The sequence below is a fragment of the Nocardioides furvisabuli genome, from assembly GCF_021083185.1.
Classification (GTDB): Bacteria; Actinomycetota; Actinomycetes; order Propionibacteriales; family Nocardioidaceae; genus Nocardioides; species Nocardioides furvisabuli.
This window is the reverse complement of record NZ_JAIGQB010000001.1, coordinates 541,394-564,247: the sequence shown is the minus strand read 5'-3', so window position 1 is coordinate 564,247 and position 22,854 is coordinate 541,394. Positions and strand designations below refer to the sequence as shown.

The 22,854-nt window shown below is 70.6% G+C and carries 19 protein-coding genes; 3 read left to right on the top strand and 16 right to left on the bottom strand.

Annotated elements, in window-relative coordinates; genetic code table 11:
- Positions 1-10 precede the first annotated feature (10 nt).
- The 5 genes from K4G59_RS02610 to K4G59_RS02590 form a co-directional block, all read right to left on the bottom strand.
- Positions 11-709, bottom strand: coding sequence for an SRPBCC family protein (locus K4G59_RS02610; RefSeq protein ID WP_231249151.1), 699 nt, complete (start codon positions 707-709; stop codon positions 11-13).
- Between the two features lie 2 nt (positions 710-711).
- Entirely contained in the window at positions 712-1,557 is an 846-nt protein-coding gene (locus tag K4G59_RS02605; protein ID WP_231249150.1) for an FAD binding domain-containing protein, read from the bottom strand.
- Complete coding sequence (locus K4G59_RS02600; protein WP_231249149.1) at positions 1,554-4,016, bottom strand: xanthine dehydrogenase family protein molybdopterin-binding subunit; 2,463 nt, start codon at positions 4,014-4,016, stop codon at positions 1,554-1,556. Before K4G59_RS02600 ends, K4G59_RS02605 begins: the two co-directional genes overlap by 4 nt.
- Complete coding sequence (locus tag K4G59_RS02595) at positions 4,013-4,486, bottom strand: (2Fe-2S)-binding protein (protein ID WP_224273113.1); 474 nt, start codon at positions 4,484-4,486, stop codon at positions 4,013-4,015. The genes K4G59_RS02600 and K4G59_RS02595 overlap by 4 nt, the downstream gene beginning before the upstream one ends.
- Positions 4,487-4,586: 100 nt before the next feature.
- Entirely contained in the window at positions 4,587-5,813 is a 1,227-nt protein-coding gene (locus K4G59_RS02590) for a sigma-54-dependent transcriptional regulator family protein (RefSeq protein WP_231249148.1), read from the bottom strand.
- A 170-nt stretch (positions 5,814-5,983) separates the two neighbouring features.
- Between K4G59_RS02590 and K4G59_RS02585 the strand changes: the two genes are divergently transcribed.
- On the top strand, positions 5,984-7,402 hold the full coding sequence (locus K4G59_RS02585) for an HNH endonuclease signature motif containing protein (RefSeq protein ID WP_231249147.1): 1,419 nt from the start codon (positions 5,984-5,986) through the stop codon (positions 7,400-7,402).
- A gap of 139 nt (positions 7,403-7,541) precedes the next feature.
- Here the strand turns inward: K4G59_RS02585 and K4G59_RS02580 are convergent, their stop codons facing one another.
- From K4G59_RS02580 to K4G59_RS02530, 11 genes are all read right to left on the bottom strand, one after another.
- On the bottom strand, positions 7,542-7,937 hold the full coding sequence (locus K4G59_RS02580; protein WP_231249146.1) for a hypothetical protein: 396 nt from the start codon (positions 7,935-7,937) through the stop codon (positions 7,542-7,544).
- Between the two features lie 37 nt (positions 7,938-7,974).
- Positions 7,975-8,871 (bottom strand): exonuclease/endonuclease/phosphatase family protein, encoded by an 897-nt coding sequence (locus K4G59_RS02575; RefSeq protein WP_231249145.1) that lies wholly within the window; start codon positions 8,869-8,871, stop codon positions 7,975-7,977.
- A 66-nt stretch (positions 8,872-8,937) separates the two neighbouring features.
- Positions 8,938-10,071, bottom strand: coding sequence for an XdhC family protein (locus K4G59_RS02570; RefSeq protein ID WP_231249144.1), 1,134 nt, complete (start codon positions 10,069-10,071; stop codon positions 8,938-8,940).
- Entirely contained in the window at positions 10,064-11,203 is a 1,140-nt protein-coding gene (locus tag K4G59_RS02565; RefSeq protein ID WP_231249143.1) for a vWA domain-containing protein, read from the bottom strand. Before K4G59_RS02565 ends, K4G59_RS02570 begins: the two co-directional genes overlap by 8 nt.
- Positions 11,200-12,078, bottom strand: coding sequence for an AAA family ATPase (locus tag K4G59_RS02560; RefSeq protein ID WP_231249142.1), 879 nt, complete (start codon positions 12,076-12,078; stop codon positions 11,200-11,202). The genes K4G59_RS02565 and K4G59_RS02560 overlap by 4 nt, the downstream gene beginning before the upstream one ends.
- Positions 12,079-12,133: 55 nt before the next feature.
- Positions 12,134-12,679 (bottom strand): nucleotidyltransferase family protein, encoded by a 546-nt coding sequence (locus K4G59_RS02555; RefSeq protein ID WP_231249141.1) that lies wholly within the window; start codon positions 12,677-12,679, stop codon positions 12,134-12,136.
- A gap of 4 nt (positions 12,680-12,683) precedes the next feature.
- Positions 12,684-13,040: a cupin domain-containing protein gene (locus K4G59_RS02550; RefSeq protein WP_231249140.1), complete on the bottom strand. Its 357-nt coding sequence runs from the start codon at positions 13,038-13,040 to the stop codon at positions 12,684-12,686.
- Positions 13,041-13,088: 48 nt separating this feature from the next.
- Positions 13,089-13,817 carry a respiratory nitrate reductase subunit gamma gene (gene narI, locus K4G59_RS02545; RefSeq protein ID WP_231249139.1) on the bottom strand — a complete coding sequence of 243 codons (729 nt, stop codon included), beginning with the start codon at positions 13,815-13,817 and terminating at the stop codon, positions 13,089-13,091.
- On the bottom strand, positions 13,814-14,515 hold the full coding sequence (gene narJ, locus K4G59_RS02540) for a nitrate reductase molybdenum cofactor assembly chaperone (RefSeq protein WP_231249138.1): 702 nt from the start codon (positions 14,513-14,515) through the stop codon (positions 13,814-13,816). Before narJ ends, narI begins: the two co-directional genes overlap by 4 nt.
- Positions 14,515-16,179, bottom strand: coding sequence for a nitrate reductase subunit beta (gene narH, locus K4G59_RS02535; RefSeq protein WP_231249137.1), 1,665 nt, complete (start codon positions 16,177-16,179; stop codon positions 14,515-14,517). The genes narJ and narH overlap by 1 nt, the downstream gene beginning before the upstream one ends.
- Before the next feature lies 1 nt (position 16,180).
- The gene (locus K4G59_RS02530) at positions 16,181-19,882 is read right to left on the bottom strand and encodes a nitrate reductase subunit alpha (protein ID WP_231249136.1); all 3,702 of its coding nucleotides are present in this window, start codon (positions 19,880-19,882) and stop codon (positions 16,181-16,183) included.
- Positions 19,883-20,106: 224 nt separating this feature from the next.
- On the opposite strand from K4G59_RS02530, the gene K4G59_RS02525 reads away from it, so the two are divergent.
- Positions 20,107-21,447 carry an MFS transporter gene (locus tag K4G59_RS02525; RefSeq protein ID WP_231249135.1) on the top strand — a complete coding sequence of 447 codons (1,341 nt, stop codon included), beginning with the start codon at positions 20,107-20,109 and terminating at the stop codon, positions 21,445-21,447.
- A complete protein-coding gene (locus K4G59_RS02520) occupies positions 21,444-22,841 on the top strand; it encodes an MFS transporter (protein ID WP_231249134.1) in 1,398 nt (465 codons plus the stop codon). The genes K4G59_RS02525 and K4G59_RS02520 overlap by 4 nt, the downstream gene beginning before the upstream one ends.
- The last annotated feature ends 13 nt before the right edge of the window (positions 22,842-22,854 follow it).

Sequence of the window (22,854 nt, the reverse complement as noted above, 5' to 3'; positions counted from 1 at the left end):
GTGCGGCACCTCAGCCCCGGAGCAACCGCCGCAGGAGCAGGAGGCCCACCACCGCAGCGAGCGCCGGCTTCCAGTAGGTCCTGGCCAGGATCGGCAGCACCGCGCTCCCGAGGTCGAGCGCCTCGGTGGGCGCGGGCGGCGGAGGCGGCGGGGACCTGAGCGGCGTCGGCGGCGGGGGTGGTGCGGCTGCGTGGGCACCCGGCTGGGCGGGTGCGGGCGGCACCGCGACCGGTGCCGGCTCGGGTGCCGCGGGCTCAGGCTCCGGGGCCGCCAGTCGCTGCTCGAGGCAGGCGACGAACTGGCCGAGGAGCTTGTCGGAGACGTCCTGCATCACACCGCGTCCGAACTGCGCGGGCTTGCCGGTGATCGCGAGGTCGGTCTCCACCGACACGTCGGTGGCGCCGCCGGTCGCCTCGGTCATCGTGACGGTGACCTTCGCGCCGGCGGTGCCGTTGCCGCGCTTGTCCTTGCCCTTGGCGTCGACGACGAAGCGGTGCGCCGCCTCGTCCTTCTCCACGAAGGTGCCCGAGCCGTTGTACTGCAGGGCGATCGGCCCGAGCTTGACCTTCACCGAGCCGGCGAACGAGCTCTCGTCGGCCTCGGTGACCTGCGCGCCCGGGAAGCACTCGGCCACCGAGGCGATGTCGTTGAAGTGCGCCCAGGTCTCCTCGACGCCGATGGGGACGGTGAAGCGGTGGTTCAGCTCCACCCTCAGACCCCCGCGGCCTTGAGGACGGCCCGACCGGTGAGCACGCGCGCCAGGTGCTGGCGGTAGTCGGCGGCGCCGTTGAGGTCCGACGGCGGGTTGGTGCCCTCCGCCGCCAGCTCGGCGGCAGCGCGTACGCCGTCCTCGGTGGCCGTGGCGCCGGTGAGCGCCTGCTCGGTGGCGGTGGCCCGCAGCGGCGTGGAGCCCATGTTGGTCAGGCCCACGCGTGCCTCGTCGATGGAACCCTTCACGGTCGCGGCGATCGCGACGATGGGCCACTGGTGCGCGACCCGCACGAACTTCTCGTAGTGCGCGCCCCACCCGGTGTGCTTCGGGATGCGCACCTCGGTGAGGATCTCGTCCTCGCCGATGGCGGTCTCGAAGAGGTCGACGAAGAAGTCCGAGGCCTCGACTGTCCGGGTCCCACCGGCGCCGGCGATCACGAACTGCGCGCCGAGCGCGAGCGCCGGGGCTCCGAGGTCGCCCGCCGGGTCGGCGTGCGCCAGGGCGCCGCCGAACGTGCCGCGGTGCCGGATCTGCGAGTCGGCGACCTCCGCGGCGGCCTTCGAGAGCAGCAGCGCGTGCTCCTTGACCAGTGCGTGGTCGCGTACGTCGTGGTGGGTCGTCATCGCACCGATCACGATGGCGTCCCCGTCGTCGCGGATCCCGCGGAGGGAGGCGATGCCGCCGAGGTCGATGACGACCTCGGGGGCGTTGAGCCGCATCCTCAGCACCGGGAGCAGGCTCTGCCCGCCGGCCAGGATCTTCGCGTCGTCGCCGTGCTGGCCGAGCGCCGAGAGCGCCTCCTCGACCGACGCGGGTGCGAGGTAGTCGAACTGCACCGGGATCACTGGCCTGCTCCTTCGTCCTGGTTGAGCGCACCTTCGCTGAAGTGGGGCATCGCCGTCTCCGGTGTCGGTGCGTCGCTGTCGCCTGCGTGGATCGCGCGCCACACCCGCTCCGGGGTGCACGGCATCTGGATGTCGCTGACGCCGAGGTGGCGTACGGCGTCGACGACCGCGTTGACCACGGCCGGGGTCGAGGCGATGGTGCCGGCCTCGCCGACGCCCTTGGTGCCGAGCGTGTTGGTGGTGCAGATGCTCGGGTCGTCGGTGTGGACGACGTCGAAGGAGATCGTGTCGGCCGACGTCGGCAGCAGGTAGTCGACGAAGGACCCGCTCACGAGAGTGCCGGCCTCGTCGTGCACCGCCTCCTCCCACAACGCCTGCGCGATGCCCTGCACCAGGCCGCCGTGGACCTGCCCGGCGACGATGAGCGGGTTGATGATCGTCCCGATGTCGTCGCAGCAGGTGTACTTGCGCATCTTGACCGCGCCGGTCTCGGTGTCGACCTCCATCGCGCACAGGTGCGTGCCGTGGGGGTAGTTGAAGTTCACCGGGTCGTAGGTCGCCTCGGCGTCGATGCTCGGCTCCATGTCCTCGGGGTAGTTGTGCGCCGCGAAGGCCGCCGTGGCGAGCTCCTGGATAGCCACCCCCTGGTCGGTGCCGGCGACGGTGAAGCGCCCGCCCTTGTACTCGAGGTCGTCCTCGCTGGCCTCGAGCAGGTGCGCCGCGAGGTGCTTGGCCTTGTCGATGACCTTGTCGACGGCCTTGACCAGCGCCTCGCCGCCGACGACCAGCGAGCGCGAGCCGTAGGTGTCGAGGCCCTTGTGCGCGATCTGGGTGTCGCCGTGCAGCACCTCGACGTCCTCGAAGGGCACACCGAGCCGGTCGGCGACGATCTGGCTGAACGCCGTCTCGTGGCCCTGGCCGTGAGCACTGGCACCGGTGACGATCTCGACCTTGCCGGTGGCCAGCATCCGCACGCTCGCGTGCTCCCAGCCGCCGGCGCCGTAGTCGAGGCTGCCGAGCACCCGGCTCGGGGCCAGGCCGCACATCTCGGTGAAGGTGGAGACGCCGATGCCGAGCTGCACCCGGTCACCGCGCTCGCGACGCTCCTTCTGCTCCGCACGCAGCGCGTCGTAGCCGAACGACTCCTTGGCCTTGGCGGTGGCGGCCTCGTAGTTGCCGGTGTCGTACTCCAGCCCGGCGACGGTCGTGAAGGGGAACTCCTCGTGCTTGATCCAGTTGCGCTCGCGGATCTCCAGCGGGTCGACCCCGACCTCCGCGGCCAGCTCGTCCATGATCCGCTCGATGGCGTACGTCGCCTCGGGGCGACCGGCGCCGCGGTAGGCGTCGGTGAAGGTGGTGTTGGTCAGCACCGTCTGGCACTCGAAGCGGTAGGACGGGAACTTGTAGATCGCGTTGAACATGAAGGCGCCGAGCACCGGCACGCCGCCGCCGACCACGGCGATGTAGGCCCCGAGGTCGGCGTCGAGGTGCACCTTGAAGCCGGTGACGTTGCCCTCCTTGTCGGCTGCGAGGGTCAGCGTCTGGACCTGGTCGCGACCGTGGTGGGCAGCCATCAGGCTCTCGCTGCGGGTCTCGGTGTACTTCACCGGCTTGGACAGCCGGCGGGCCACGGCCCAGGCGATCCACTCCTCCGGCGTGGTCTGGAGCTTGCCGCCGAAGCCGCCGCCGACGTCGGGGGCGATGACGCGGATCTTCGACTCCGGCACACCGGTGGTGGCCGCGAGCGCGAAACGCAGGATGTGCGGGATCTGGGTGGCCGACCACATGGTGATCTGCTCGCCCGTCGGGTCGACGACGACGCTGCGCGGCTCCATGAAGGCGGGGATGAGCCGCTGCTGGCGGTACTCCCGCTCGATGAGGATGCCGTCGGTGCGCGCGGTCTCGATGGCGGCCTCGACGTCCGAGCCGGTGCCGGCCTCGGCGGAGTCGAAGACCCACAGCGCCGACTTGTTGGTGCCGAGGTCGGGGTGGGCGAGCACCTCGTCCCGCAACGCGTTCTTGATGCCGATCACCGCCGGCTGCTCGTCGTACTCGACGTCGACGAGCTCCGCGGCGTCGCGTGCCTCGGCAGCGCTGCGGGCGACCACGACGGCGACGATCTCGCCCGCGAAGGCCGCACGGTCGGCGGGCATCGGCGAGTGGCCCGGGGTCTTCTGGTCGGGCGTGATGGGCCAGGCGTTGATGCACACGCCGAGCTCGTCGCCGAAGTCCTTGCCCGAGAGCACCGCGACGACGTTGGGCGAGGCCTTCGCTGCCTCGACGTCGACCGAGGTGATCGTGGCGTGGGCGAAGGGACTGCGCACCATCGCGAGGTGCAGCATCCCCGGCAGCGTGATGTTGTCGGTCCAGCGCGTACGCCCGGTGATGAGGCGCTGGTCCTCCTTGCGGCGGCGGTCCTTGCCGATCTCGGCGGCGGGACGGTCCTGGGTGGCGGTCATGCCTTGGCTCCTTCGGCTGCGTGGAGCACGCTCTTGACGATGTTGTGGTAGCCGGTGCAGCGGCAGAGGTTGCCCTCCATGCCGAGCCGCACCTCCTCCTCGGTCGGGTTCGGGTTCTCCCCCAGCAGGTCGACGGCCTGCATGATCATGCCGGGGGTGCAGAAGCCGCACTGGAGGCCGTGGCACTCACGGAACGACTCCTGGACGGGGTGGAGCTCACCCTCGGCAGTGTCGGCGAGGCCCTCGATCGTGGTGACGGTGCGGCCGTTGGCCTGCACTGCCAGCACGTTGCACGACTTCACGCTCGTGCCGTCGAGGTGCACGGTGCACGCCCCGCAGTTGGAGGTGTCGCAGCCGATCACGGTGCCGGTCTTGCCGAGCTTCTCGCGGAGGTACTGCACCAGCAGCATGCGCGGCTCGACGTCGTCGGAGACCGCAGCCCCGTCGACGGTGAGTTCGATCTTCGTCATCAGGCCACTCCCAATTGAGGTCCAGTGTGAGGCAGGTCACGTCGGGGCCGAACCTAGGTCGCCGTGGTTGGTGGAAGGTAGGTCGGTCTGGTCAGCCGCTTCAGCGTGCCGACGCGAGCTTGCCCTTCAGCAACGGGGCAATGGGGTGGTGCACCGGCAGCGCCGCCAGGCAGGCCTCGACGACAGCCGTGTCGTAGGGCGCGAGCTCGCTGTAGCGCAGCACGGCGTCGGGGTCCGGGTGCGCCAGCAGAGCCTCGCGGACGCTCACCGCGAGGTAGTCGCCCATCTGCACCAGTGCGGGCGAGTCGGTGCCGGGCAGCAGGTCGCCACCGTAGGCCCGCACGGCAGCGCGTACGTCGCCGCGGCGCAGCAACCGCTGCACCTCCTCGATGTCCGTGGCCACCGGCATCGTGAGCCGGTAGGGGCGCGAGGACAGCTGGCCCGACAGAGCGGCGCGCAGGTGGGAGACCTCGGCCTTGAGGGTCGAGGTGGTCACCGCGGAGTCGCCGTAGAGCAGCGCGTGGAGGTGCTCCACCGAGAGCCCCTCGGGGTGCAGGGCGAGCAGCGCGAGGATCTCGGTCTGGCGCCGGTTCAGCAGCAGCCGCTGGCCGTCGAGCCACACCTCCGCGGTGCCGAGGAGCGTCAGCGTGAGGCCCGGCTCACTGGGGCCGGCAGCCCCCACGTGGGTCGTACGCCGGTCGGCCGGCAGCGCACCCTCGATCAACCGGGCCATCACCCGCGCCGTCGCGAGGCCGATCGGGTGGGTGCGGTCCCAGGTGGTCGACAGGTCGATCACCCCGAGCGAGCGACCCGTCGCGGGGTCGAAGACGGGTGCGGCCCAGCACACCCAGTTGTGCACGACCTCGGCGTAGTGCTCGGCGCTGAACACCATGGCGGGCGCGGCGGTGCGGCCCGCGATGGCCAGCGCGTTGGTGCCGACGCTGGCCTCGTCCCAGCGACCGCCCGGCACGAAGTTGACCGTCTCGGCCTTGCGGCGCATCACGCGACCGCCGTACGTCCACAGGATGCGGGTCTGCTCGTCGGTGACCGCGATGACCAGGTCACCGTCCTCGGCGGTGCGCCGCAGCTCGTCCTGGACCCGCTGGACCGCGGTCTGCAGCGGCGAGGTGCTCCAGAACTCCGCCGTGTCGCCCTCGTCGGCGAGCGGCGCCTCGGTCACGGTCGGCGACACGACTCCGGAGAGCTGCCAGCTCCGCAGGATCTCGGGCCGGACGGCGGCCTCGGCCTGCTCCTCGCCGGCTGACACGAACTGCGTCCAGGCGCGCACCGCCCTCACGCGGCGGGCGTGCAGGTCATCGCTGGTCATGGCCACTCCTGATGAGTCGCCGCCAACATAGCCCCGGGTGTGATGAGCGCAACAGGGGCCGGGCCGTCCGTTCCCTCGGACTCGGCTCACTCTCGCCGGTCGAACAGCCCGCGAGGAACGAGCAGGCGTACCGAGACCCACTGTCGGTGGCCTTCCCTATCATCGAACGCATGATCGAGACGCTGGCGGGGCCCGGAGCAGGTGAGGTCGAGGACCTCACCGCCTCGGACCTGCTCGCGCTCGCCCGTGGCTCGAAGACTGCCGAGGACCGCGCGGCCGCGGAGCTCCTTCAGGTTGCTGCCCGGTGGGCCGACCTCCATCCGCCCGAGTCCATCCACACAGCCGCGTCGTTCACGGTCGCGGGGTGTGAGCACGAGGAGCCCATCGCCGGCCCCGGCACTCCGCTAGTGGCGGAGTTCTGCGTCGCCGAGCTCGGCACCGTCCTGGGCATCACCTCGGGGTCGGCGAAGAAGTTGATCGGGCACGCGCTCGAGCTGCGCCACCGCCTTCCGAGGTTGTGGGCGCAGGTCCACGCCGGACGCGTGCCCGCCTGGCGCGCCCGCGCGGTTGCGGAGGTCACGATCCACTCCACCCCGGCCCTCACCCGTGAGGCAGCCGCGTTCGTCGACGCCCAGGTCGCCGCCGTCGCAGGGAAGATCGGGCCCGCTCAGCTCGACCGGCTGGTCGCCGAGACGATCAAGCGCCACGGCCTCGCCGGTCAGGATCCGGCCGCGGACCCCGAGGACGGGTACCTCCATGTCGACCCACGCCACGTCACGATCCACGACGAGGACGTGCACTTCGCCGGGACCGTCCGGCTCGAGGCCGAGGTCGACCTCGCCGACGGCCTCGACCTGCACCAGGCCCTCGCCCACCGAGCCGCCACCCTCAAGGCCCTCGGGTCGCAGGAGTCCCTGGATGCGCGGCGGGCCAAGGCGCTCGGTGACCTGGCTCGTACGCAGACCGCGCTCGACCTCTTCCAGCACGGACACACCAGCGGGCCGGACGGGCAGGCTCTGCCGGTCGCGCGGGAAGTCGTGCTCCACGCCCACGTCGACGCCACCCTGTCCGGCGACACCACGGTGTTCGGGTCGACCGGGCGCCTCGAGGAGGGCCAACGCCTCCTCCTGCTCGACCAGCTGAAGTCCTGGTGCGGCGACTCCCGCACGAAGGTCACCGTCAAGCCGGTCGTCGACCTCAACCAGCCGAAGGCCGCGCCGGGCTACGCGATCCCGGACCGGATCCGTGAGCTCGTGGTTCTCCGCGATCGCGTGTGCGTGTTCCCGTGGTGCGGTCGCCCGGCGCGGGGTTGCGACGTCGACCACGTCACCGAGTACGACCACGACGCCGACGCGGAAGGTCGGCCCCAGCCCGGGCCGACGCACACCGACAATCTTGCTGCGTTGTGCCGGTTCCACCACCGCCTCAAGACCCACACCGCTTGGCGCTACGCCATAATCGAGCCCGGGATCTTCGAGTGGACCAGCCCGCACGGCCACCGTTACCGCCGCGACCGCGACGGCACCACCGCACTCGACCCACCCGGACCAGGCCAGGGACCGCCCCGGATCCCGTCGCCGCGAAGATGACCCCGCCCCACACCCCGCCACCTGCCAGGTTGCGGGGCCGCAGGCGTGCTCGGGGCTCGATGCGACAGGCCTCGGGCTCGATGCGACAAGCCGCGAGATCCCTCGACCCCGCGCGTCCGCCATGCCGAGATCCCGCACGTCAAAGAGAGGCCAACCACTCCTCGACCGTGGACGCGCGCTGCACCGCCGGGTGATAGTAGAAGACGCTGTCGTGACGAACGTGGCCGACGACCACGACGTGCGCCAGATCGCCTTCACGCGCGCGAGCGAGAGCAGCACCGAGCTCGACGAACATCCCTCGGCCCTCGTGATCCGACGCGACCACCAGGACTGCGTCTGCGTCCATCACTCCGTCGAGGTCAGTCGTAGCGATATCGGCGGACATCGCGAGGTCTGACCCATAGCCGTCTGCGAAAGCGACGTCGGGACCGCGGGTCCAGTCCAGGCTGAGCTGATGCCCAGCGGCGACGACCGCGTCCTGCACCGCCCGGACCGCGGCGGCGTCGGCAAGCGGACCGGCTACGTAGACCTTCATCGCGGGAGCGTTCCACGCCTGGCGGCCTCGGCCCCGCTCAGCGCTTGCGCTTGAAGGTGGCCACGATGCCGGGGTGGTCGGTGACCAGGTGGCGGTAGGAGCGGTAGGAGCGGATGCGGAAGGCGGAGTCACGCTCGCCCATCACGTAGTCGATGCCCGACCCGCCCTTGCGACCGCTGTAGTTGGTCTCCAGGCGCAGCGGCCGGGTGATCCGGCCCTTCACGAGGTGGTCGGTGGTGTCGCGGTTCTCGGTGACGTTGCAGTCGCAGAGCCCGACGAACTGGTGAGGCCTGGGTGCGTCCTGGGCGATGTGGCGGACCCGCGCCGACATCCGCCACATGGCCTGGACCCCACCGCGGTTGCGGTAGTTGGGCCCGCCCGTGCGGCGGTTGTGCAGGTGGTTGGGCAGGTGGAAGCTCATCGCCCGGATGACGTGGCCGCTCGCGCGGTGCCGGAGCACCGCCACCACGCCGTACTGGTCGTGGGCGATCCGACCCGTCTGGCGTCGCCACGTCTTGCCGGTGAGCAGGGCCGACCAGGTCTTCTCGAGCTTCCAGACGTCCTTGTCGAACGCGATCGGGTTGTCGTCCGTGCCCGTCGGGCCGTCCGGCATCAGCAGCGTCCACGACTTCGGCAGCGACGCACGCAGCGCCGGCCGGCTGAAGAGACGCTCCTGGAACCCGATGACCGAGGCGCCACCGCTGAGGACCCGGCCGATGTCGTGCCGCATCCCGGGCACCCTCATCCCCTTGCGGAGGTTCAGCGTGGCCACGGTGAAGCGGCCCGAGGGTCCTGCGGCCGCCTGCGACCGCTCCTGCTCACGGGCCTGCGCCGCCGAGGCGCCCGGCGTGACACCGGTGACGAGCAGCAGTGCGGCGAGGACGAGTGCGGTGGATCGGACGAGGACACGGGGCAGTGCGGCGGGAAAAAACATCCCGAGGACCATAGGTGGGGACACCTGCAGCGACCAATTCGCCGCCCGGACGGAGCCGGGCGCCCGTCAGTCGTCGTGGTGGATGCGGCCCTCGGTCGCGGCGAGCCGCTCCCCCGACCCACCCCACTGGCGGGCCACGATCTCCGCCGCGATCGACACGGCGGTCTCCTCGGGCGTACGCGCGCCGAGGTCCAGGCCGATCGGCGAGGAGAGCAGCGCGAGCTCGGCGTCGCCGAGACCTGCTTCCACCAGCCGCGCCATCCGTTCCTCGTGCGTACGGCGTGAGCCCATGGCCCCGATGTAGCCAGGGCGGACGTCGTCGTCGAGGCGCAGCGCGACCTCGAGCAGCGGCACGTCGAACTTGGGGTCGTGGGTGAGGACCGCCAGGACGGTGCGCCGGTCGATGCGCCCGGCGTCGAGCTCGGCGCGGAGGTAGCGGTGTGGCCAGTCGACGACCACCTCGTCGGCTCCCGGGAAGCGCGAGCTGGTCGCGAACACGGGACGCGCGTCGCAGACCGTGACGTGGTAGCCGAGGAACGACCCCACCTTGGCGACGGCGGCGGCGAAGTCGATGGCCCCGAAGACCAGCATCCGCGGCTTGGGCGCGAAGCCCCACACGAAGACCCGCATCCCCTCCCCGCGGCGCTCGCCGTCGGGGCCGTAGGTGAGCGTCGCGTTGGTGCCGGCGGCGAGCAGTCCGAGGGCGTCGTCGTGGACGGCCGCGTCGGCCCGTGGCGAGCCGAGGCTGCCGTCGGCGGGGACGTCGGGGCGTACGACCATGCGCCGACCGACCCACGCACGGTCGGGGTGCTCGATGACGGTCGCGAGCGCCACTGGTCGCCCGGCCTCGATGTCGGCGGCCACGTCGCCGAGCTGCGGGAAGGTCTCGCGCGAGACCTGCTCGACGAAGACGTCGAGGATCCCGCCGCAGGTCAGCCCGACCGCGAACGCGTCGTCGTCGGAGACGCCGTACCTCTCCAGCACCGGCTCTCCCGAGGCGACCACGGTCTGGGCGAGCTCGTAGACCGCGCCCTCGACGCAGCCGCCGGACACCGAGCCGACAGCCGACTCGTCGGGTCCGACCAGCATCGAGGCGCCGGCGGGGCGGGGCGCGGACCGGAAGGTCGCGACCACGGTGCCGACGCCGATCGTCTCGCCGGCCTCCCACCACTGCATCAGCTCGGGCAGCACGTCACGCACGTGCGATCACCTCCGTGAGGTCGGCGAAGGTCGCCAGGGAGTGCCCGGCGAGGAAGTCGTCGCAGTGCGGCAGCGCCGCCACGACGCCGCCCTGGAGCGGCTCGTAGCCCGCCTTGCCGCGGTGCGGGTTGACCCACACGACGCGGTGGGCGATGCGCTGCAGCCGGGCCATCTGCTCGCCCAGCAGGACCGCGTCGCCGCGCTCCCACCCGTCGCTGAAGACGACCACGACCGCTCCGCGGGCCATCCCGCGCTGACCCCAGCGGTCGAGGAAGACCTGGAGCGTCTCACCCAGGCGCGTGCCGCCCGACCAGTCCGGCACCACCTCTCCAGCGGCGGCGAGGGCGCGGTCGGGGTCGGGCGAGCGCAGGGCGCGGGTGACGTGGGTGAGCCGGGTGCCGACGGTGAAGGTCTCGACCGTGCCGCCCCCCGCTCGCGCCGACTGGGTCAGGCGGTGGGACAGGCGCAGCAGGGCGTCGGCGTACGCCGTCATCGAGCCGCTCACGTCGAGCAGCAGCACCACCCTGCGCGGCCGGGTGCCGCGGCGGCGCCACGCGATCTCGCCGGGCTCCCCCATCTGGCGCAGCGAGTGCCGCAGGGTGCGGGAGGCGTCGACCTGCCCGCGGTGCCACCTCCGGTGCCGGGCCGTACGCCGACTGGGCGGGCGCAGCGAGAGCCGGACGAACATACCGGCCAGGCGCCGCTTCTCGGCAGCGTCGAGCGAGGCCACGTCGCGGTGGCGGAGCACCTCCGCCGCGGACGCCGCGGCTCGCACCACGTCGGCGTCCTCGTCGTCACCACCGGCACCGGTCTCGGTGTCGGGCAGCATGTAGGCCGTCGCCGGCTGCGACGCCTCCCGCGGCCGGGGGGTCGGCAGGCCGTCGCGCGTGTCGAACCAGGCGGCGAAGACCTGGTCGTGGCGGGCGAGGTCGTCGGGCGAGCTGCACAGGGTCGCGCGCCCGGCCCAGTAGGTCGCCTGCCGGTCGTCGGCACCCACCTCGGCGACGGCGGCGAGGTAGCCCATCGCGCGGTCCTGCGTGACCGCGACGCCGGAGGCGCGCAGGGCGCGCGCGAACCCCAGCAGCACCTCGTCCGCGGCATGCGGCTCGGCGGTCGCCGACGGGCGGCTCATCTCGCCAGCATCCGGTCCAGTGCGGCCTTCACGCGGTCGGCGTCCTCGCGGTACTTCAGCAGTGCGCCCAGGGTCGCCGCGGCGGAGGCCAGGTCGAGCTCGGCGGCCCCGAGATAGGTCAGCGCCCGCGCCCAGTCGAGGGTCTCCGCGACGCCGGGCGGCTTGAGCAGGTCGTCGCGGGCGCGCAGCTGCTGGACCAGTCCGACGACCTGGCGGGCGAGGGCCTCGCTGACCTCGGGGGCGCGCGACCGGACGATCTGCACCTCGCGGTCCAGACCCGGGTGGTCGATCCAGTGGTAGAGACAGCGCCGCTTCAGCGCGTCGTGCAGCTCGCGGGTGCGGTTCGAGGTGAGCACCACCAGCGGCGGCTCGGGGGCGGTGACGGTGCCGAACTCGGGGATGGTGACCTGCCACGTCGAGAGCACCTCGAGCAGGAAGGCCTCGAACTCGTCGTCGGCGCGGTCGACCTCGTCGACCAGCAGCACCGCCGGCGCCTGGCGAAGGGCGGCGAGCACCGGTCGTGCGAGCAGGAAGCGCTCGTCGTACAGGCTCTTCTCGGCCTCGTCGGAGTCGACGTCGCCAGCGGCCTCCAGTGCGCGCAGGTGCAGGATCTGGCGCGGGAAGTCCCAGTCGTAGAGCGCCTGGCTGGCGTCGATCCCCTCGTAGCACTGCAGCCGGACCAGGGGCAGGTCGAGGCTCTGCGCCAGGGCCTCGGCGAGGGCGGTCTTGCCGGTGCCCGGCTCGCCCTCCAGCAGCAGCGGGCGCTGCATCCGCGAGGCCAGGAAGACGACCGTGGCCAGCTCCTGGTCGGCGAGGTACCCGGTGGCGCCGAGCCGGGCGGCCACGTCTGCAGCGGAGTCCATGCCTTGGTCCATGGCGTCAGGCTACGACCCGGCACGTTGGCCGGACGTTGGGCCGCCGGACGGGGCCTCAGCGCGTGTCGACGTCGGCGCCGGTGGCTAGGTCGCCGCACTCGACCAGCGCGACCTCGTGGGACGCGAGGTAGTCGCGCGCTCCACGGTCACCGGTCGCGGTCGCGACGACGCCGGCCCAGTGGTCGCGACCGATCAGCACCGGGTGCCCCGGCACCCCGTCGTACGCCGCCCGCGCGAGGACGTGGGGCCCGGCGGCCGCGGCGACGAGGCGGGCCACGACGGCCGCGTCGACGTCGGTCAGGTCGACCAGCGACACGAGCGCGACGTCGTGGTCGGTGGGGTCGAGGGCGAGGAGACCGGCGCGCAACGAGGCGCCCATCCCCTCGGCCCAGTCGTCGGCACGGATCCGTGAGACCGACATCGGCAGCAGCGCGGCGGCCCGCTCCGCCTCGGCGCCGAGCACGACCACGACCTCGGCGCAGGGCCGCAGCGCCTGGACCGACCGGAGCAGCCACGACGTGCCGTCGGGCTCGCGGGCCAGCGCCTTCGGACCACCGAAGCGACGTCCTGCGCCGGCAGCGAGGAGGAGCCCGACGGTCATGGCGTCACCGTACGGTGCGCCCGGCCGCTGAGGCGCGGGTGGCGACCGTCAGGAGCACCGCCGCGTCGGTGTCGGCATGCAGGTCGTGGCGGTGGTGCGGGATCACCAGGTGGTCACCGGCGCTGCCCTCCCAGACGTCCTCACCGGCGGTGAGCCGCACCGCGCCCATGAGGACCTGCAGGGTCGCCTCCCCCGGCGCCTCGTGCTCGCCGAGTGACCGGCCGGCCGCGAGGGCGATCAGGGTCTGACGGAGGTCGTGCTCGCGCCCGCCGAACACGGTGACCGAGGACCGGCCGCTGCTCGCCTCCCGGGCTTCGGCGAGTTGGTTGTCGGCCAGGTGGGTCAGGGACGTCTTCTGCATGGTCGCTCCTCCGTGGGTGGCGCAGGTGGACATGGGTGGTGCGGTCCGTCAGCCAACCCGGTCCCAGCCGCGGCGGGTGGCGGCGTTGCCCAGCGGCCGGTCGTCGCGGGAGCGATAGACGATGTAGGGCCTGGTGACGTAGCCCAGCGGCGCGCTGAACACGTGCACGAGCCGGGTGAAGGGCCACAGCGCGAACAGGCCGAAGGCCACCAGGGCGTGCAGCTGGAACCCGATCGGGGCCGCCGCCATCAGCTCGGCGTCCGGCTGGAACGCAAGGAAGGAGCGGTACCAGACCGAGACGCCCTCGCGGTAGTTGTACTCCCCTCCGAGGCTGAAGATCGACCCGGCGATCGTGTTCCACATCCCCAGCACGATGGCGGCGGCGAGAAAGGCGTACATCACCTTGTCCATCACGGTGGTCGCGGAGAACACCGGCCCGACGGTGCGGCGGCGGTAGATCAGGATCACCATGCCCACGAGCGCCATGAAGCCGGCGACGAGCCCGCCGCCGACGGCGGCGTAGTGGTAGAGGTGGTCGTCGATCCCTACTGCCTCGGTCCACGACCGGGGGATGAGCAGCCCGATGACGTGGCCACCGACCACGCCGAGCATCCCGAAGTGGAACAGCGGCGAGCCCAACCGCAGGAGCCGGTCCTCGTAGAGCTGGGAGGACCGCGTGGTCCAGCCGAACTTGTCGTAGCGGTAGCGCCAGACGTGGCCGACCGCGAACACCGCGAGGCACAGGTAGGGGAGGATCACCCACAGGAACACGGTCATCGGGGGGCTCCTACGGGGATCGTCGCGGTGGAGATCAGAGCCGGGCCGGTGGACAGGGCCGGGTCCGCGCCGTAGCCGGACAGTCCGACCTCCTCGGCCGGGGGGCCCTGCTCGACGAGACGGCGCACGGCCTCGGCCTCGTCGCCGGCCAGCTCGCGCAGGGTTCCCGAGACGGCCGCCAGGGCACCCGCCCACGGCGAGCCCACCGAGCCGTCGTCGTTGCGCCAGCCGGCGAGTGCGATGCGCAGCATCTCCACCCCCGCCCGGTGGTCCTCCAGCAATTGGCGCGCGATTGCCACGTCGACGGTGGCGCCGAACTGGAGCACGGCGCACAGGTGGTCGGGCAGCTCGCCATGCTCCTCGGACCACTCGACGCCCCCGCGACGGTAGGCCTCCTTGAAGGCCACGAGCGCCGCGCCCCGCCTGCGCGTGTCGCCGTAGGCGAAGTAGGTGAGGTAGAGCGCGCACTTGCGGGTGTGGTCGAAGGTGGCGACGTAGTCCTGCTGCAGCTCGGCGAGGGTCCGCCCCCGCACGTGATCGATGAGCGGGACGAGGTGAGGGTCGTCGGCGACCAGTGCCTCGAGCTCGTCGAGGGAGGAGACCAGCTCCTCGGTCGGGTAGTCGAGCAGGACCGAGCAGACGGCCCAGGTCCTCGCCGCGTCCTCGCGGCGACCATGGGTGCTCCTGCGCCGGAACATCATCGATCGCCTCCGTCCTCACGTGAGGGGAACAACCCCTCGGGTGTCCCCTTGCCGTCCCAGTTGAGGAGGTTCACCCGCGACGACTTGTCGCCCGGCGAGGCGACCGTGTCAGCAGTCTGCCGGTCCTGGAGCATCCGGAAGTTCTCCACCGCGACCGGCGTCGGGTAGCCCGCACCCTCGCCCAGCAGCGCCTGGTCGTAGTACGAGCCGGCAGCGTCGAAGTCGACCGAGCAATCGGTGGCCAGCTCCTCGAGCGCGTGGGCCTGCTCCGCGTGGGCCGGAGGGATGACGTAGCGGTCGGCGTACTTGGCGATCGCCAGCAGGCGGAACATCTCGTACATCTCCTCCTCGGTCATGCCGACGGCGGCGGGGATGGACGCGTCGGGCTCACGCCCCAGGTTGATGTCGCGCATGTAGGACCGCATCGCAGCGAGCTTCTTGAGCACCCCGGTCACGGGCTCGACGTCGCCCGCCGTGAAGAGGTTGGCGAGGTACTCGACGGGGATCCGCAGGGTGTCGATCGCGGCGAACAGGTTGCTCCGGTCCTCCGCGTCCACACCGGTCTCCCTGACCACGTCCACCACGGGCGACAACGGCGGGATGTACCAGACCATCGGCATCGTGCGGTACTCCGGGTGCAGGGGCAGGGCGACCTTGTAGTCGGTGATCAGACGCAGCACCGGCGACTTCTTCGCCGCCTCGATCCAGTCCGCCTCGATGCCCGCGGCGAGGGCCGATCGCTCGACCTCGGGGTCCCGGGGGTCGAGGAAGACCGCGCGCTGCGCCTCGTAGAGGGCGTGCTCGTCCTCGACCGCGGCAGCCTCGAGAACTGCGTCGGCGTCGTAGAGCATGAGCCCGATGTAGCGCAGCCGACCCACACAGGTCTCCGAGCACACGGTCGGGATCCCGACCTCGATGCGCGGGTAGCAGAACGTGCACTTCTCGGCCTTGCCGGTCTTGTGGTTGAAGTAGACCTTCTTGTACGGGCAGCCCGAGACGCACATCCGCCAGCCGCGGCAACGGTCCTGGTCGACCAGGACGATGCCGTCCTCCTCGCGCTTGTAGATCGCGCCGCTGGGGCACGACGCGGCGCAGGAGGGATTCAGGCAGTGCTCACAGATGCGCGGCAGGTAGAACATGAAGGTCTCCTCGAACTCGAGCTTGACCTTGTCCTCGATGCCCTTGAGCATCACGTCGCGTGCCGCGTGCTCCTGCGAGCCGCCGAGGTCGTCGTCCCAGTTGGCCGACCACTCGACGGACATGTTCTTGCCGGAGATCAGGCTCTTGGGCCGGGCCACCGGGAACGTGTCGGTCTGCGGCGAGCTGAGGAGCGTCTCGTAGTCATAGGTCCAGGGCTCGTAGTAGTCCTCGATCGAGGGCAGCTTGGGGTTGGAGAAGATGGTGAACAGCTTCTTCCACCGACCACCCGCGCGGAGGTCGAGGCGGCCGTTGAGCTTGCGGACCCACCCGCCCTGCCACTCGTCCTGGTCCTCGTACGTCCGGGGGTAGCCCAGTCCGGGCCGGGTCTCGACGTTGTTGAACCAGACGTACTCCATGCCGGTCCGGTTGGTCCAGGCCTGCTTGCAGGTCACCGAGCAGGTGTGGCACCCGATGCACTTGTCGAGGTTCATCACCATCGCCATCTGGGCCATCACGCGCATCTCAGTACTCCACCTTCGCGGTCCGCTTGCGGATCATCGTGACCTCGTCACGGTTGTTGCCGATCGGGCCGATGTAGTTGAAGAAGTAGGACAGCTGGGCATAGCCGCCGACGATGTGGTTGGGCTTCATCAGGATGCGCGTCAGGCTGTTGTGGATGCCTCCCCGCTTGCCGTCACGCTCGGTGAGGGGGACGTCGATGAGCCGGTCCTGGGCGTGATGCATGTAGACGGTGCCCTCGGGCATCCGGTGGCTCACGATGGCGCGCGCCGCGACGACGCCGTTACGGTTGACCATCTCGATCCAGTCGTTGTCCTTGATCCCGACCTTGGCGGCGTCCCGGTCGGACATCCAGACCGACTGCCCGCCACGCGAGAGCGAGAGCATGAACAGGTTGTCCTGATATTCGGAGTGTATGGACCACTTGTTGTGCGGGGTCAGGTAGCGCACCGAGACGCCCAGCTCATTCTGCTCGCCGATGGGGGTCTCGCCGAACAGCGCCGTCATGTTGAGCGGCGGCCGGTAGACCGGGAGCATCTCGCCCATCCCCAGGAACCAGTCGTGGTCGACGTAGAACTGCTGACGACCGGTCAGCGTGTGGAAGGGCTTCTTCCGCTCGATGTTGATCGTGAAGGGGCTGTAGCGCCGCCCGCCCGACTCCGAGCCGGACCACTCCGGCGAGGTGATGACCGGCACCGGCGCGACCTGGGTGTCGGCGAAGGTGATCTGCTTGCCCTCGTGCTCGGCAGCGAGGTCGGCGAGCTCGGTGCCGGTCCGCTTCTCCAGGAACCGGAAGCCCTGGGTCGCCAGGTGCCCGTTGGAGACCCCTGCGAGGTGGAGGATCGCGTCTGCCATCTGGATGTCGGTCTCGACCTTGGGCTGCCCGTCGCCGGCGCCACCCCGAGCGACGCCGTTGCGCGTGCGAAGGATGTCGATCTCCCGCTTGACGTCGTAGGCGACGCCCTTGGTGAGCATCCCGACGTTCTCCATGAGCGGTCCGATCGAGGTCATCTTGTCGAAGATCGCGGTGTAGTCGCGCTCGGCGACCGCGATCACCGGCATCGTCTTGCCCGGGACCGGGTCGACCTCGCCCGTCTTCCAGTCCTGCACCACCCCGTGCTCGCTCGCCATCGCCTCAGGGGTGTCGTGCCACAGCGGCTTGGCGACGACGTCCTTGCGCGTCCCGAGGTGGATCACCGCGAGCTCGGAGAACTTCTTGGCGATGACCTTCCAGGTGTCCCAGTCGGACTTGGTCTGCCACGGTGGCGCGATCGCGGGGTTGAACGAGTGCACGAACGGGTGCATGTCGGTGGTCGACAGGTCGTGCTTCTCGTACCAGGTGGCCGCCGGCAGCACGACGTCGCTGAAGATCGTCGAGGAGGTCATCCGGAAGTCGATGGTCAACAGCAGGTCGAGGCGGCCCTCAGCGGCCTTCTCGGGCCACTCGACGTCACGCGGTCGCTGGTCGGGCGGGGCCTCGACGGCGGTCGCCGCCGAATCGGTGCCGAGCAGGTGGCGCAGGAAGTACTCGTTGCCCTTGGCCGAGGACCCCAGCAGGTTCGAGCGCCACAGCGACAGGATCCGCGGATGGTTGTCCTCGTGCTCGGGGTCCTCCACCGCGAAGCGGAGGGTGCCGGCCTTCAGCTGTTGCGCGACGTAGGCCGGGGCGTCCATCCCGGCGGCGTCCGCGTCGTCGGCGAGCTGGAGGCTGCTCCGGTCGAACGTCGGGTACGACGGCGACCAGCCCAGTCGCACCGACTGGGCCAGCAGGTCCATCACCGACCGTCCCGCGAAGATCCCCGTCGCGGCATCGAGGTCGTCGGCGCTGAACGTGTCGTAGCGGTACTGGGAGGTGTTCACGTACCAGTAAGCCGTCTGGTTCATGTGGCGCGGCGGTCGGTGCCAGTCCAGGGCGAAGGCCATGTGCTGGAAGCCCATGATCGGGCGGATCTTCTCCTGCCCCACGTAGTGCGCCCAGCCGCCGCCGTTGCGGCCCTGGGTGCCGGTGATCGTGGTGAGCAGCAGGATCGCGCGGTAGATCTGGTCGGAGTGGAACCAGTGGTTGACCCCCGCCCCCAGCAGGATCATCCCCCGCCCCTTGCTGTCGATGGCGTTCTGCGCCCACTCCCGCGCGAGCCGCGTGACCTGGCTCGCGGGGACCCCGGTGTGCTGCTCCTGCCACGCGGGGGTGGCCGGCACGGCCGGGTCGTCGTAGCCGTGCGGGTCGTCGCCATCGGCGCGGGGCCACTGTCCCGGCAGACCCTCGCGTTCCACGCCGTACTGCGCGAGCAGGAGGTCGAGCACGGTGGTGACGACGCGTTCGCCCACGCGGGCCACCGGGACCCCGCGGCGCTCGTGGACGACCTTGCCGTCGGCGGCGTCGAAGCGCGGGAGCTCGACCTCGACGGCCTCTCGGGTGCCGCCCTGGTGGTCGCGGTACATGGTCAGCGCGGGGTCGATGTCGCCCAGCTCGAGGTTCCACTTCCCGACGCCCTCCTCGCCGAAGCGGTCCCCGATCGAGCCGTGCGGGATCCGCACCTCTCCGGTGCCGGCGTCGATGAGCGCGGGCTTCCACATGGCGTTCTCGCTCGTCCCGCCCAGGTCGCCCTCGACGAGGAACTTGCCGGGACGGTACGACCCGTCCGGGGAGGGCTCGAGACACACCAGGTGCGGCAGGTCGGTGAACTGCTTGGTGTAGTCGGCGAAGAAGGGCGTGGTGCTGTCGACGAAGAACTCCTTGAGGATGACGTGCCCCATCCCCATCGCGAGCGCCCCGTCGGTGCCCGGCGCCGGGCTGACCCACTCGTCGGCGAACTTCACGCTCTCGGCGTAGTCGGGCGCGACGGCGATGACCTTCTGGCCGCGGTAGCGCGCCTCGGTCATCCAGTGTGCGTCCGGCGTCCGCGTCGTCGGGACGTTGGAGCCCCACATCATCAGGTAGCCCGCGTCCCACCAGTCGCCCGACTCCGGAACGTCGGTCTGGTCACCGAACATCTGGGGCGAGGCATTCGGCAGGTCGGCGTACCAGTCGTAGAACGACAGCATCGGGGCGCCGATGAGCTCGAGGAAGCGCGAGCCCGAGGAGTAGGAGACCGGTGACATGGCGGGGATCGGCGAGAACCCGGCGATCCGGTCGGGCCCCCATCGCTTGACCGTGTAGACGTGCGCTGCGGCGATGATCTCGGCGACCTCCTCCCACGACGCGCGGACCAGGCCGCCCTTGCCCCGGGCCTTCTTGTACGCCCGCGCCTTCTCCTCGTCCTGCACGATCGAGCCCCACGCCACGACCGGGTCGCCGTGCTGCTGCCTGGCCGCGCGATACATGTCGAGCAGCACGCCGCGGACGTAGGGGTAGCGCACGCGAGTGGGGCTGTAGGTGTACCAGCTGAACGCGGCGCCGCGTGGGCAGCCGCGGGGCTCGTACTCAGGACGGTCGGCCCCTGCACTCGGGTAGTCGGTCTGCTGCGCCTCCCACGTGATGATGCCGTCCTTGACGTAGACCTTCCACGAGCAGGACCCGGTGCAGTTCACCCCGTGCGTCGAGCGGACCACCTTGTCGTGGCTCCACCGGTCCCGGTAGAACACATCACCCTCGCGCCCGCCCCTCTTGTGCAGGGTGCGCTGGTCGTCGCTGACCTCGGCCTTGGTGAAGAATCGGCGCCCACCGATCAGGGCCCTCTGCAGCTGATTCTCGAGGTCGGTCACGTGGACGCCTTTCGGTCCGATGGTCTGCTCCGCACGCAGGGCGGGACAGCCCCCGCCACTCGACCCTAGGCGTGGCGAGCGGTCTCCAGCCACCCCTGTCGACCTTGTCGGGAACTAGGTCCTGCGGTCCCGGGACCTAGGTCCCGACAGTTCCCGAGACGGTTCCGGACCGCCCTAGATTCCGCCATGGTGGACAGCGTCCGCCTCGACCCGAAGGGACCCAGATGAGCGAGACGACCACTGGTCGGAGCCGGGTGCTGTGGCTGTCCACGGTGGCGTTCACCCTGATGTTCGCCGTGTGGCTGATGTTCGGCATCCTCGGCAAACCGATCCAGACGGAGTTCGGGCTGACCGAGGTGCAGCTGTCATGGGTGGTCGCGGTGGCGGCGCTGAACGGGTCGCTGTGGCGGCTGCCGACAGGCATGCTCACGGACCGGATCGGCGGCCGCAAGGTGCTGACTGCCCTGCTGCTCGCGACCGCCGTGCCGGCCTTCCTGGTCTCCCGCGTCGAGTCCTACGCGACGCTCCTCGTGCTCGCCTTCCTCGTCGGCTTCGCCGGCAACGCCTTCTCCGCCGGCATCGCGTGGAACTCGGCGTGGCAGCCGCGCGAGCACCAGGGATTCGCCCTCGGCCTCTTCGGCGCAGGCAACGTCGGCGCTTCTGTCACCAAGTTCATCGGACCGCCGCTGATCGCCGGCACCGCCGGGGCGACCTACTTCGGGTTCGTCGACGGCGGGTGGCGGCTCGTGCCTGTCGTGTACGCCGTCCTGCTGGTCGTGATGGCCGCGCTGGTGTGGTTCGGCACGCCGAGCGAGGACCGTGCCCCCGGCACGGGCCAGCCGCTGCGCGAGCAGGTGCGTCCACTGAGCCAGGTGCGGGTGTGGCGCTTCAGCCTCTACTACGTGGCCGTCTTCGGCGCGTACGTCGCTCTCGCCGCGTGGCTGCCGACCTACTACATGGACAACTTCGACGTGAGCCTGCAGACCGCTGCGCTGCTCACCGCGACCTACATCTTCCCGGCCTCGCTGCTACGGCCCTTCGGCGGCACGCTCTCCGACCGGTTCGGGGCTCGCCGGGTCATCTACTGGACCTTCGCGGCCATGCTCGTCACGACCGGGCTGCTGATGATGCCGAACGGGCACATCGTCATCAGCCACCCGGACGGCTCACAGACCCAGCACCTCGCGTACACCTTGGGGCTGGTGCCCTTCGTCGTGCTGGTCTTCCTGCTGGGCTGCGCGATGGGAATCGGCAAGGCCGCCGTCTTCAAGCACATCCCGGAGTACTTCCCTCGCAATGTCGGCGCCGTCGGCGGGCTGGTCGGGATGCTGGGCGGGCTGGGGGGCTTCGCTCTCCCGCCGTTGTTCGCCTACACCAAGTCCTGGTCCGGCTTCCCGTCCAGCACCTTCTTCGTCCTGTTCGTGCTCACGGCGGTGTGCGCCGTGTGGATGCACTGGACGGTCGTCCACATGCTGCACCAGGAGTCCCCCGAGCTGGCCCGCCACCTGGAGAGCCCGCACTCGGAGAACCCAGTCGTCCGAGCGCCCGAGGAGGCACTGGTGTGAGCACCACCCGAGAGACCCGGTCCGGTGGCGAGTGGCTGGAGTCCTGGGATCCCGAGAACGAGGAGACCTGGGACAAGCCGCTCGCGTGGCGGACGCTCTGGGTGACCACCTTCGCACTGTTCCTCGCGTTCGTCGCCTGGTTCCTGCCGAGCGCCCTGATCCCCAAGCTCAACCCGCTGGGCTACAGCTTCAGCGCCAACCAGCTCTACTGGATGGCGGCGATGCCCGGGCTGTCGGCCGGCCTCTTCCGCCTGGTCTGGATGGTCCTGCCTCCCCTGATGGGGACGCGCAAGATGGTGACCCTCACTTCGCTGCTGCTGATCTTCTCCACGCTGGGCTGGGGGGTGCGCGTCCAGGAGCCGACGGCGCCCTACTGGGAGCTGATGGTGCTGGCCTTCCTAGCCGGCATCGGGGGTGGCGCGTTCTCCGGGTTCATGCCCAGCACCTCCTACTTCTTCCCGAAGTCCAAGCAGGGCACCGCCCTCGGCCTGCAAGCCGGGCTCGGCAACTTCGGCGTCTCGGCAGTACAGCTGCTCACGCCGTACTTCATCGGCTTCTCCGCACTCGCCTTCTTCGGCACCACCCAGTCCATCTCGATGCCGGGCGCTGCGGCTCAGGACGTGTGGTACCAGAACGCCGCGTTCATCTGGATCCCCTTGATGGTCCTCTCATCGGTGCTCGCCTGGACGATGCTCAAGTCGGTTCCGATCAAGGCCAACGTGCGCCAGCAGTTCGACATCTTCGGCAACAAGGACACGTGGCTGATGACGCTGCTCTACATCATGACGTTCGGCACGTTCTCCGGCCTGGCCGCGCAGTTCGGCCTCCTCATGGCGAACCTCTACGGCATCGGCAACGCCGACATCGTCTCCGGCACCGGCGCCGAGGCACAGGTGCTCATCGACGGCTACGCCGTCCCCGACGTGGTCAAGTACGTCTTCCTCGGGCCGCTGGTCGGAGCCGGCGCGCGGGTTCTCTTCGCGCCGTTGACGGACCGGACGGGAGGCGCGGTGTGGACGCTCGTCTCGGGCGTGGGACTCATCGTCTCGATCGCGTTCACCCTTCCCGCCCTGACCCCGGACACCAGCTCAGCGGCTGCGCTCGAGCGCGGCTTCGACCAGTTCCTGTGGGGGATGCTCGCCATCTTCCTGTTCGCCGGCATCGGCAACGCCTCGACCTTCAAGCAGATGCCGATGATCTTCGAGAAGCGACAGGCCGGTGGTGTCATCGGGTGGACCGCGGCGATCGCGGCCTTCGGCCCCTTCTTCTTCGGGATCGGAGTCACCACGCTCGGCCCGACGACGTTCTACGCCATCGGCGTCGCGTGGGCGGTGATGTGCGTGGCCATCACCTGGCGCCGCTACGCCCGCAAGGGAGCTCCGAAGCCGAGCTGACGCGGAGGGAGGT